The following is an 11,177-nucleotide window of genomic DNA, read 5'->3' on the forward strand; positions in this document are numbered from 1 at the left end:
GTACCCGGCTCGACACCGGGTACCACCCCGCGAAGGCCCGACGCCGACCGGACCGCCCAGGGGTGGAAGGAGACGCCATGGCACGGCGCGACCCACATCCGGCCCGCCCGACGCCGAGCCCGCTCGGCACCGGCGGTCCGAGCAGCACCCCCGACGGCCCGCCCGGCAGCGCTTTCGACCCGTGGCGATACCGCGCCGAAACGCCCACCGACATCGACCTGGCGGGCTACCACGTCGAGGCGAGCGACGGTGGAATCGGGAAGGTGGACCAGGCCAGCTCCGCGGTCAACTCCAGCTACCTCGTGGTGGACACCGGCCCGTGGTTCTTCGGTCGCCGGGTCATGCTCCCCGCCGGCACCGTCAACCACGTTGACCACAACACCCGGAAGGTCCATATTGACCGGAGCAAAGACCAGATCAGGGCCGCGCCGGAGTACGACGAGACCGCGGACACCGATCCGGCCTACCGGGACCGGCTCGGTGGCTACTACGGCGACACGTACGCCGCCATCCCACCGGGCACCGCGCGCGAACGATGATCGGTAGGACCACCGGCGCCGGGTCATACCGCTACCGTGTCAGCGTGGATCCCCTTGACGTAACTCGATTCGACAGTCTGTTCAACTTTCGCGATGTCGGCGGGCCCGCCGGCCACGACGGGCGCGTTGTCCGAAGTGGCCGGCTCTTCCGCTCGGACACCCCGCACCGGCTGGCCGGCGCCGACCGGACGGCGTTCGCCGCGTTCGGCGTCCGCACCGTGCTCGACCTACGCCGGCCGTACGAGGTGGACCGGGATGGCCGGATCCCGGACTTCGCGGGGCTGACCTGGCGGCACATCCACCCGGAGCACGCCGACTGGGCCGAAAACCCGTACCAACCCGGTGCCGACCTCGCCCGCTACCTCGCCGACCGGTACGCCGACCTGGCCTCGACCGGCACCGCCGGCCTGGCCGCCGCGATCGGGCTGATCGCGGACGAGACCAACGCCCCACTCCTGGTGCACTGCGTCGCCGGTAAGGACCGAACCGGCATCGTCTGCGGTCTCACCCTGGCCGTACTGGGCGTCTCCGACGCTGACATCGCCGCCGACTACGCGTTGAGCACCGCAGGCGGCGAGCGTTTCCAGGCCTGGTTCGCCACGACGGGCAAGACGTTGCACCCGTCGCTGCCGCCGCTGCGCTGCCCCGAGGAGGCGATGTTGCTGTTCCTCGCCGAGCTGCGCGACCGCTACGGCACGGTCGAGGGCTACCTGCGCCACGCGGGCGTCACCGACGCCCAGGTGGCCGCGCTCCGCAACCACCTGCTGGAGTAGCCGCAACTCTCACAGCACGTGGTGGACCCAGTTCTGCGGATCCGTGGCCTTGCCCCGCTGGATGTCGACGAGTTGCTGGCGCAGAGCCATGGTGACCGGTCCGGGTTCACCGCCACCGATCCGGAACTCACCATCGGGAGAGCGGACCACGCCGACCGGATTGATCACCGCAGCCGTGCCGCAGGCGAAGACCTCGCGCAGTCGACCGCTCGCCGCGTCGGCCTGCCAGTCGGCGAAAGCAATCGGCTGCTCCGCCACCCGGTGACCGGCGGCGGCAGCGAGCGCGAGCACCGACTCCCGGGTGATGCCGGGCAGGATGGTCCCGGTCAACGGTGGGGTGACCAGAGAGCCGTCGTCATAGACGAAGAACAGGTTCATCCCGCCCAGTTCCTCAACGAAACGGCGCTCCACCGCGTCCAGGAAGACGACCTGGTCGCAGCCGTGCTCGATCGCCTCTGCCTGGGCCACCAACGAGCTGGCGTAGTTGCCGCCACACTTGGCCGCGCCGGTGCCCCCGGGCGCGGCCCGGGTGTAGTCCGGCGAGGCCCAGACGGTCACCGGCTTGACCCCACCGGAGAAGTACGCACCGACCGGGGACGCGATCACCGCGTAGAGGTATTCGTTGGCGGGCCGCACACCGAGGAAGACCTCGCTGGCGAACATGAACGGCCGCAGGTAGAGGCTGCCGTCCTCCCCCTCGGGTATCCAGTCCCGGTCCACCTCGATCAGCCGGTGCAGCGAGTCGACGAAGGCCTGCTCGGGGAGGGCGGGCATCGCCATCCGCCGGGCGGACGCGGCGAACCGGGCGGCGTTGGCGTACGGCCGGAACATCGTCACGCCGCCGCTGGCGGTGCGGTACGCCTTCATGCCCTCGAAGATTTCCTGGGCGTAGTGCAGGACCGCGGCGGCCGGGTCCATCGGGATCGGTGCCCGTGCCTCGACCCGGGCGTCGTACCAGCCCTTCCCGGCGGCGTAGCGGATAGTAACCATGTGGTCGGTGAAGACCCGCCCGAAGCCGGGGTTGGCCAGCAGCGCGCCCCGGTCCGCCGCGGATACCGGCGCAGAATTCGGACGGATCTCGAACTCGAGCTTGTCACCACCGCTCATCGCACTGGCCTCCCTGGAATGGATGATGACGGCATGCGGACCCGCGTGCCGAGCTGGTGCGAGCAAACTTACCCCGAACGGTCGTTCAGCGGGTAGCGGCATCCGGCGCGGCCCGCTCCGACTGGCACCCGGGCCGCAGGGACCGCCGCACGGATGGCTCGCCCCCGGCTACCCACGGGTGTTAACCGGGTTGTTGACCGCCTACCCAGCGTGACTGACTGCGGGCCACCCCGGCGGCTCACGGTCCTGCGGGCCGCGGCGGCGGCTCACGGTTCAGCCGGCCGCGTGGCCGGCCAGCCGGTCGCCGACCTCCGCGGTGCGGACCGGCACGCCCGGCACCCGCCCGGCCAGCTCTGCCGCCACGGCGGCGGTGATCCGGGACGCCGGCTCGGCGTGCCCGAGTTGGTCGAGCAGGAGCGCGGCGGAGAGTACCGCTGCCACCGGGTCGGCCAGACCGCGACCGGCGATGTCCGGCGCGGAGCCGTGCACCGGCTCGAACATCGACGGGTACGCGCGATCCGGGTTGATACTGCCGCTGGCCGCGAGCCCGATTCCGCCGGTGACGGCGGCGGCGATGTCGGTGAGGATGTCACCGAAGAGGTTGTCGGTGACCAGCACGTCGTACCGCTGGGGCTGGGTCACCAGGAACATCGCGGCGGCGTCAACATGCTGGTATTCGGTGGTCACGTCCGGGTGCTCGGCGGCGACGTCCGCGAAGGCACGGGCCCAGAGCGAGCCGGCGTGGGTGAGCACGTTGGTCTTGTGCACAAGGGTGACCTTGCGCCGCTCCCGCCGTTCCGCCCGGTGGAACGCGTCTCGGATCACCCGCTCGACCCCGTGCCGGGTGTTCAGGCTCTCCTCGGTGGCGATCTCGGCCGCGGTACCGCGGTGCAGTGCGCCGCCGGCGCCGGCGTACAGCCCTTCGGTGCCTTCGCGAACCACCACCAGGTCGACCTCGCCGGGCTTGATGCCACCGAGGGGACCGCTCGTGCCGGCCCAGAGCCGGGCCGGGCGCAGGTTGACGTACTGGTCGAAGGCGAACCGCAGCCGCAGCAGCAGACCCCGCTCCAGCACGCCGGGCGGGACGCTCGGGTCACCGACCGCACCCAGCAGGATGGCGTCGTGCCCAGCCAGTTCCGCAAGGACCGAGTCGGGCAGCACCTCGCCGGTGCGGTGGTAACGCGCGGCACCCAGGTCGTACTCGGTGGCCTGCACGTTCGGGACCACCGCATCGATGACCTTGCGGGCCTGCGCGACCACCTCGGGACCGATTCCGTCCCCAGCGACCACCGCGATTCGTGCCACGTCGACTCCCTTGCCTCGCTCGCTCGGCTCCGAGGGTACGCCCAGTCCCGAAAAACGGTACACACCTTCCACCATTCGGGAAATCGGATGTACAGGAGGCTTCCAGGTGACATTCATTCAGCGGTGATCTCCGCTGCCTATCCTGGTCGACAGCGGGGGCACGGGCCACAGGCCAGGGACCAACCAACGCCGCGACGCAACGAAGCCGTCGGCCGGGAGGCGGGATGAGAATGAGGATCGATGAACAGCAACGCAGCCGCTGGAGCGGCTCGTCGCGACTCCGCCCGCAGCCACGTCCGGACCTTCGCCTCGGTGGGCAGCAACGACGGGTCGGCGGAGCGGGTCCGGCGACCGGGGAACGAATCGCTGTCACGCACACCGTCCGGACCACCACCGCCGAGTACACGTTGCTGTTCAACGCACCCGACTGGCTTGGCCGCCGGGGCGTCGGCGCGGCACTCCGGGACGCGGTCGCGGAGCTACGCGCAATCGACCTGGCCTACGGACCAAACCGACCGGAAAGCCTGGTATCACGGTTACGGCGGGGGGAGATCAGCCCCGAGTCCTACCCGCCGCTGACCGACCTGGTCAACCGTTGCACCGCGATGCGGGCCGCGACCGACGGTTGGTTCGACGCCTGGGCAGTGCCCGGCGGCTTCGACCCCGGAGGACTCCTCGGCGGGTGGGCGGTAGAACAGGCCGCCGCCCGGCTACGAGCCGCGGGCGTCCACGACTACGCCGTACTCACCGGCGCTGACCTCGTCGTACGTGGGCACGCCGCGCACGGGGGACCGTGGCGGGTCGCCGTACACCACCCCACCAACCGACGCCAAGCACCGCTGGTGTTGGAGATGACCGCCGGGGGGATCGGTACCTCCGGGGTCACCGGACGACGGGGGCACGTGGTGGATCCGCACACCGGGGAGCCCGCCGACCAGTTCATCGCCGCCACCGTCGTCGGGCCGGACCTCGCCATCGCCGACGCCTACGCCACCGCGCTCTACGCGGCGGGGCCAGCCGGATTGTCCTGGTTCCACAGTGAGACGGACTACCGAGTCCTCCACGCCCACCGCCGCTGACCGGCGCCCGTCGCGACACCGCCCCGCTGGGGCTCACGATCGGCCCCCACAGTCTCGGCAACTACCGTGAGGGCCGGTCAGCGACGATTGCGCGTGGCTCGCGCATCCGAGGGGTGCGGACCAGCCAGGGCCGGACGTCAACCTCGCCACCCGAAGACGGGCCCACATCACGGACTCAGCCAGTAACCGCATCGGTACGCTAGCGAATTGACATAACTCCACGCAAGAGGATCCACTGCAGACCCTCCTGACAGGAGTGTGAGCTGGCTGGGTAGGGCGACTTCGACATGGCGAACGACAACTGGCACGCTGTCCGCCGTGAGTTTCGATCTGAGCGTGTGGGCTCTGCCACCCGGGGCGACGCCCGAGGACGTACGTACCGCCGTCCGGCGGTGCCGAGCAGGCCGGCACACCGATCGCCAGCCCGACCCCCGGGTCGTCAGATTCTATCGGGCGATCACCGCCGCGTACCCGGAGCAGGCAGGCCGGGCGGAGACCCCCTGGGCGAGGACGCCCCTACACACCGCCGGCGACCACGTCGAGCTGAACCTACATCCCACCTGCGCGGACCAGGTACTGCTGGACATCGAACGGCTGGCCGGCGAACATCAGCTGATGCTCTTTGATGTCCAGGACGGCTCGGTCTATCCACCGCCTCACCACACCGACGGCTGACCGCCCCAGGACCGCCTACGCCACGAAGGGCCCGCACCGGGGCGGGCCGAGCCCTCCGTGGCTCGCGGTCACTCCTCCCGCAGGTCGGCAGCGCTGGCCGCGGTCGCACCGACCGATTCGGCGACCGAGGTGAGCAGATCGGCGCCGAGCGCCTGGTCAACGGTGAGGGTCATCAACGTCTCCCCGCCGGCCTCCCGACGGGCCACCTGCATCGCGGCGATGTTGACACCGGCCTCGCCGAGGAGCGTGCCGACCGCACCGACCACCCCGGGCCGGTCAACGTAACGGAGGAAGACGAGAATGCCCTCCGCCCCGATCTCCACGTCGAAGCCGTCCACCTCGGTCAGCTTGTTGACGTCCCGGACGCCGGCGACGCTGGTGCCGGAGACACTCACCGTCCGGCCGTCCGGCAGGGCGCCACGGATCGTGACCAGCAGCGCCTCCTCGGCCGTCTCGGGCCTGGTCACCAGCGACACCTCGACCCCTCGCTCGGCCGCCAGGTGCGGGGCGTTGACGTAGGTGACCTGCTCCTCCACCACCGAGCTGAAGAGCCCCTTGGTCGCCGCGAGCTTGAGCACCGAGACGTCGTTGCTGACCACCTCGCCCCGCACGTCAACGGTCACGCTCGCGGCGATACCGCCGGCGACCGCGGTGAAGGCCCGGCCGAGCTTCTCGACCAGCGGCAGCAGCGGCCGGACATCCTCGGCGACCACGCCGCCGGTCTGCACGTTCACCGCATCCGGCACGAACTCACCCTGCAACGCCAGCTTCACGCTCCGGGCCACGGCGAGGCCCGCCTTGTCCTGCGCCTCGTGCGTGGAGGCGCCCAGGTGCGGGGTCGCCACCACGTTGTCGAAGGCGAACAGCGGTGACGAGGTGCAGGGCTCCTTGGCGTACACGTCAACGCCGGCCCCGGCCACCCGTCCCTCCGCGATGGCGTCCGCGAGAGCCTGCTCGTCCACGAGGCCACCCCGGGCGGCGTTGACGATGCGCACCCCGGGCTTGACGATCGCCAGCTCCTTCTCCCCGATCAGGCCCACTGTCTCCGACGTCTTCGGCAGGTGGATGGAGATGAAGTCGCTCTGGCGCAGCAGCTCATCCAGGCCGACGAGGCGGACGCCGAGCTGCGCCGCCCGCGCCGGCTGGATGTAGGGGTCGTAGGCGATCAGCCGAGTGCCGAATGCAGCGATCCGCTGCGCGAAGAGGACACCAATGCGTCCGAGCCCGACCACCCCGACGGTCTTGCCCTGTACCTCCACCCCGGTGTACTTCGACCGCTTCCACTCCCCCACCTTCAGCGCCGTGCTGGCGCTGGCGGTGTTCCGCGCGACTGCGAGCAGGAGGGCGACCGCCTGCTCCGCCGCGGAGACGATGTTGGAGGTCGGGGCGTTGACGACCATGACGCCGCGGCTGGTGGCCGCCGGCACCTCGACGTTGTCCAAGCCGACACCCGCCCGGGCGATCACCTTGAGTCGTGGTGCCGCGGCAATCGCCTCGGCGTCGATACGGGTCGCACTGCGGACAAGGACCGCGTCAGCCTCGGAGAGCGCCGAGAGCAGGGCCGGGCGGTCGGTGCCATCCACGTGCCGGACATCGAAGTCGTGGGCGAGCACCTCGATGGCGGCGGGGGCGAGTTCTTCGGCGATCAGTACGACAGGATTCATTGGTCCTCTAAATGTCGTCTATAGCGGTCGGCCGGGCGGCGGGAGCAGCACTGCACCCCGCCGGCAGTCCGGCCATGGCCGTCAGGTGCGGCTGCGCACCCAACAGGGATCGTAGGGGGCTAATCGGCGCTCCGGCGATCAGGGTGAGTGCCCTCACAGCGACCGCCCGGCACGGCCGGGGTACGCCTCCACCGGCGGCGCCGCAAGCGCAACCGCCGGACGCCCGTGACCCCACGCCGGGGAGGGAGAGCGTCAGGTCACGGGCGTCCGCGGTCCCCGGAAACCCTCGCGCCAGGGTGTCCGGGAGCCGCTGGATCAGGCGGTCTCGGTGATGGGCCGGTCAACCCAGCTCATCATGGCGCGCAGCTTGCCGCCGGTCTCCTCAATCGGATGTGCGGCGCCCTCCGCCCGCCACTTGGCGAAGTTGGGGCGGCCGGCCTCGTCCTCGGCAACCCACTCCCGGGCGAACTCACCGGACTGAATCTCACCCAGGATCGCGCGCATCCGCTCCTTGACCCGGGAGTCAATGACGCGGGGGCCACGGGAGAGGTCGCCGTACTCGGCCGTGTCCGAGATGCTGTACCGCATCCGAGCGATGCCGCCCTCGTACATGAGGTCCACGATGAGCTTCAGCTCGTGCAGGCACTCGAAGTAGGCCACCTCGGGGGCGTAGCCGGCCTCGGTGAGCACCTCGAAGCCGGTCTGCACCAGCGCCGCGGCACCGCCGCAGAGCACCGCCTGCTCGCCGAAGAGGTCGGTCTCGGTCTCCTCGGTGAAGGTGGTTTTGATCGCGCCGGCCCGGGTGCCACCAATGGCCTTGGCGTACGCCAGGGCCAGACCGAACGCGCTGCCGCTGGCGTCCTGCTCGACGGCGACCAGGCAGGGAACGCCCTTGCCGTCGACGTACTGCCGGCGGACCAGGTGGCCGGGGCCCTTCGGGGCGATCATCGCCACGTCCACATCGGCCGGCGGCGTGATCAGCCCGTACCGGATGTTGAATCCGTGCCCGAACAGGAGCGCCTTGCCGGCGGTAAGGTGCGGCGCGATCGAGTCGGTGTAGAGGGCACGCTGGGCGGTGTCCGGCGCGAGAATCATGATGATGTCGGCCTCGGCCGCCGCCTCGGCCGGAGTCTGCACCCGCAGTCCCTGCTCCTCCGCCTTCGGGCGGCTCTTCGATTCGGCGGGCAGACCGATCACCACCGCAACACCGGAGTCACGCAGCGACAGCGCGTGGGCGTGGCCCTGGCTGCCGTACCCGATCACGGCGACCGTACGGCCCTGAATCAGACCCAGGTCGGCGTCGTCGTCGTAGAACACCTCAACGCTCATGGTTTTTCCTTTCGTGCGGCCGCGCCCGGCGGCCGATCGGAGATCTGGTGGGTACGGATCAGGCGGCCCGAAGCGCCGGGCCGGCGGTGATGGAGCGGGACCCGCGGCCGATGGCGACCGTGCCGGACTGCACCATCTCCTTGATGCCGAAGGCCTCGAGGTCCCGGAGCAGTGCGGCCAGCTTGTCCGGGGTGCCGGTCGCTTCGATGGTCAGCGTTTCCGGGGCGACGTCAACGACCCGGGCGCGGAACAGGTTCACCGTCTCCAGTACCTGCCCACGGGCGCTGCGGTCCGCGCGGACCTTGACCAGCAGCAGCTCCCGGGCCACCGACACCTGGGGGTCCAGCTCAACGATCTTGATTATGTTCACCAGCTTGTTGAGCTGCTTGGTGACCTGCTCCAGCGGAGAGGAGTCGGCGTTGACCACGATGGTGATCCGGGAGACGTCCGGATTCTCGGTCTCCCCGACGGCCAGACTGCCGATGTTGAAGCCGCGCCGGGAGAAGAGCCCGGAGACCCGGGCCAGGACGCCGGGCTTGTTCTCCACGAGCACGGAGAGCGTATGCATGGTCACAGTCGTGCCTTCCTCGTCTGGTTCTCCCGACCCCCACGGCGCCCGGTGTGGTGGGCCATGACTACACCTCGTCCTCGTCGAAGACCGGCCGGACACCGCGGGCGAACATGATCTCGTCGTTGCTGGTGCCGGCGGCGACCATCGGCCACACCATGGCGTCCTTGCCGACCACGAAGTCGATGACCACCGGGGCGTCGTTGATGGACATCGCGGTCTCGATCGTCTGGTCGACGTCCTCCGCTGTCTCACAGCGCAGCCCGACGCAGCCGAGCGCCTCGGCGAGCTTGACGAAGTCCGGAATGCGATGCTTGTGGGTACCGAGTTCGGTGTTGGAGTAGCGCTCCCCGTAGAAGAGGGCCTGCCACTGCCGCACCATGCCGAGATTACCGTTGTTGATCACAGCGATCTTGACCGGAATACCCTCCAGCGCACAGGTCGCCAGCTCCTGACTGGTCATCTGGAAGCAACCGTCGCCGTCAATCCCCCAGACCACCGTCTCCGGCCGACCAACCTTGGCCCCCATCGCCGCCGGCACCGCGTACCCCATGGTGCCGAGGCCGCCGGAATTCAACCAGGTACGTGGCTTCTCATACGAAATGAACTGGGAAGCCCACATCTGGTGCTGGCCCACGCCTGCCACGTACACCGCCTCCGGGCCGACGATCTCGCCGAGCCGGCGGAGCACGTACTGCGGAGAGAGCGTGCCGTCGGCCGGGTCGTCGTACCCCAGCGGGTAACGCGTGCGCAGCTCCTGCAGCTGGGACCACCAGTCGTCGAGGTCAGGCCGCTGACCGGCCGACTGCTCGACGGTGACCGCGCCGACCAGTTCGTCGATGACGTGTCGGGCATCGCCCACAATCGGCACGTCCGCGTGCCGGTTCTTGCCGATCTCGGCCGGGTCGATGTCGGCGTGCACCACGGCCGCGTCGGGAGCGAACGAGTCCAGCTGGCCGGTCACCCGGTCGTCGAATCTCGCCCCCAGCGCGATGATCAGATCCGCCTTCTGCAGCCCGTAGACCGCGGCGACCGTCCCGTGCATACCGGGCATGCCCAGGTGCTGCGGGTGTGAGTCGGGGAAGGCACCGAGCGCCATCAGAGTGGTGACCACCGGAATCCCGGTCAGCTCGGCGAGCTGGCGCAGCCCGTCGGTCGCGCCGGCCTTGAGCACCCCGCCACCGACGTAGAGCACCGGCCGGCGGGCGATGGCCATCAGCCGGGCCGCCTCCCGGATCTGCTTTCCATGCGGATGCAGCGTCGGCCGATAGCCGGGCAGGTCGAGCGTCGGCGGCCAGGCGAAGACGGTTGATGCCTGGAGGACATCCTTGGGGATGTCGACCAGAACCGGGCCGGGCCGGCCGGTCGCGGCGAGGTGGAACGCCTCGGCGAGCACCCGGGGCAGCTCCTCGGCGTTCTGGACCAGGAAGTTGTGCTTGGTGATCGGCAGCGTGATGCCCTGGATGTCCGCCTCCTGGAAGGCATCCGTCCCGATCGACGGCCGGGCGACCTGGCCGGTGATCGCCACCAGCGGCACCGAATCCATGTACGCGTCGGCGATCGGCGTCACCAGATTGGTCGCACCGGGCCCGGAGGTGGCGACGCAGACGCCGACCCGCCCGGTCGCCTGCGCGTACCCGGCGGCCGCGTGCCCGGCGCCCTGCTCGTGCCGGACCAGAATGTGCCGGACCGTGGAGTCGTACAACGGGTCGTACGCCGGCAGGATCGCGCCACCGGGAATACCGAAGATGACCTCGACGCCAAGCGCTTCGAGGGATCGCACGAGGGAGCCGGCACCGGAGACCTGGGCGGGGGCGGGGGCGGGGACGGGGGTGCGTACCGCCGGGACGGTCGGGGTGGCCGCCGGGCGGGGCCGGTCAACGTCGCGGGGCGGCTCAACGGCCGCGCGGGCCCGCCGGGCGGAGTTGGCGAGGGTCTCGGGTGTGGGTCTCGTCATGGCGGTTCAGGCCTTCGGCTGGAGGGTGCGGTGGGTTCTGCGGTGGAACGCCGGCGGAGCGCCCGGCGGATCTGACGGCAACAAAAAAGCCCGCGTGCGGGATGCACGGGGCCAGCGCACTCTCAGTGGGAGAGTGCGCTCAGGTAAGTACTCGCAGCGACCGGTACGACGACATGCGAAC

The 11,177-nt window shown here is 70.2% G+C and carries 10 protein-coding genes; 4 read left to right on the plus strand and 6 right to left on the minus strand.

Annotated elements, in window-relative coordinates; genetic code table 11:
• Positions 1-77: 77 nt before the first annotated feature.
• Both AC1UKG_RS11665 and AC1UKG_RS11670 read left to right on the plus strand, forming a co-directional pair.
• A complete protein-coding gene (locus tag AC1UKG_RS11665; RefSeq protein WP_018743047.1) occupies positions 78-539 on the plus strand; it encodes a hypothetical protein in 462 nt (153 codons plus the stop codon).
• A complete protein-coding gene (locus AC1UKG_RS11670) occupies positions 536-1,312 on the plus strand; it encodes a tyrosine-protein phosphatase (RefSeq protein WP_482641750.1) in 777 nt (258 codons plus the stop codon). The genes AC1UKG_RS11665 and AC1UKG_RS11670 overlap by 4 nt, the downstream gene beginning before the upstream one ends.
• Before the next feature lie 9 nt (positions 1,313-1,321).
• On the opposite strand, the gene AC1UKG_RS11675 is transcribed toward AC1UKG_RS11670, so the two are convergent.
• Together AC1UKG_RS11675 and AC1UKG_RS11680 are read right to left on the minus strand one after the other, a co-directional pair.
• A complete protein-coding gene (locus AC1UKG_RS11675) occupies positions 1,322-2,419 on the minus strand; it encodes a branched-chain amino acid aminotransferase (protein WP_018743045.1) in 1,098 nt (365 codons plus the stop codon).
• Between the two features lie 273 nt (positions 2,420-2,692).
• Positions 2,693-3,724: a 3-isopropylmalate dehydrogenase gene (locus tag AC1UKG_RS11680; protein ID WP_018743044.1), complete on the minus strand. Its 1,032-nt coding sequence runs from the start codon at positions 3,722-3,724 to the stop codon at positions 2,693-2,695.
• A gap of 224 nt (positions 3,725-3,948) precedes the next feature.
• Here AC1UKG_RS11680 and AC1UKG_RS11685 point away from each other — a divergent pair, with 224 nt between their 5' ends.
• Both AC1UKG_RS11685 and AC1UKG_RS11690 read left to right on the plus strand, forming a co-directional pair.
• A complete protein-coding gene (locus AC1UKG_RS11685; protein ID WP_026271196.1) occupies positions 3,949-4,803 on the plus strand; it encodes an FAD:protein FMN transferase in 855 nt (284 codons plus the stop codon).
• Positions 4,804-5,121: 318 nt separating this feature from the next.
• On the plus strand, positions 5,122-5,478 hold the full coding sequence (locus AC1UKG_RS11690) for a hypothetical protein (RefSeq protein ID WP_018743042.1): 357 nt from the start codon (positions 5,122-5,124) through the stop codon (positions 5,476-5,478).
• Positions 5,479-5,546: 68 nt separating this feature from the next.
• On the opposite strand, the gene serA is transcribed toward AC1UKG_RS11690, so the two are convergent.
• The 4 genes from serA to AC1UKG_RS11710 all read right to left on the minus strand — a co-directional run bounded on the left by serA (position 5,547) and on the right by AC1UKG_RS11710 (position 10,996).
• Positions 5,547-7,142, minus strand: a complete 1,596-nt coding sequence (gene serA / locus AC1UKG_RS11695; RefSeq protein ID WP_018743041.1) for a phosphoglycerate dehydrogenase — start codon at positions 7,140-7,142, stop codon at positions 5,547-5,549.
• A gap of 315 nt (positions 7,143-7,457) precedes the next feature.
• Positions 7,458-8,471 carry a ketol-acid reductoisomerase gene (ilvC, locus tag AC1UKG_RS11700; protein ID WP_018743040.1) on the minus strand — a complete coding sequence of 338 codons (1,014 nt, stop codon included), beginning with the start codon at positions 8,469-8,471 and terminating at the stop codon, positions 7,458-7,460.
• A 58-nt stretch (positions 8,472-8,529) separates the two neighbouring features.
• Positions 8,530-9,045, minus strand: a complete 516-nt coding sequence (gene ilvN, locus AC1UKG_RS11705) for an acetolactate synthase small subunit (RefSeq protein ID WP_018743039.1) — start codon at positions 9,043-9,045, stop codon at positions 8,530-8,532.
• A gap of 61 nt (positions 9,046-9,106) precedes the next feature.
• Positions 9,107-10,996 (minus strand): acetolactate synthase large subunit, encoded by a 1,890-nt coding sequence (locus AC1UKG_RS11710; protein ID WP_018813592.1) that lies wholly within the window; start codon positions 10,994-10,996, stop codon positions 9,107-9,109.
• Positions 10,997-11,177: the final 181 nt, after the last annotated feature.

It is taken from the genome of Salinispora sp. CH2A1_6 (assembly GCF_056820975.1).

Bases quoted from the DNA above. Each gene is read 5' to 3' on its own strand.
- AC1UKG_RS11665 (WP_018743047.1), top strand. From the start codon at position 78: ATGGCACGGCGCGACCCACATCCGGCCCGCCCGACGCCGAGCCCGCTC.
- serA (WP_018743041.1), bottom strand. From the start codon at position 7,142: ATGAATCCTGTCGTACTGATCGCCGAAGAACTCGCCCCCGCCGCCATC.
- AC1UKG_RS11685 (WP_026271196.1), top strand. From the start codon at position 3,949: ATGAGAATGAGGATCGATGAACAGCAACGCAGCCGCTGGAGCGGCTCG.
- AC1UKG_RS11670 (WP_482641750.1), top strand. From the start codon at position 536: ATGATCGGTAGGACCACCGGCGCCGGGTCATACCGCTACCGTGTCAGC.
- ilvC (WP_018743040.1), bottom strand. From the start codon at position 8,471: ATGAGCGTTGAGGTGTTCTACGACGACGACGCCGACCTGGGTCTGATT.
- AC1UKG_RS11675 (WP_018743045.1), bottom strand. From the start codon at position 2,419: ATGAGCGGTGGTGACAAGCTCGAGTTCGAGATCCGTCCGAATTCTGCG.
- AC1UKG_RS11710 (WP_018813592.1), bottom strand. From the start codon at position 10,996: ATGACGAGACCCACACCCGAGACCCTCGCCAACTCCGCCCGGCGGGCC.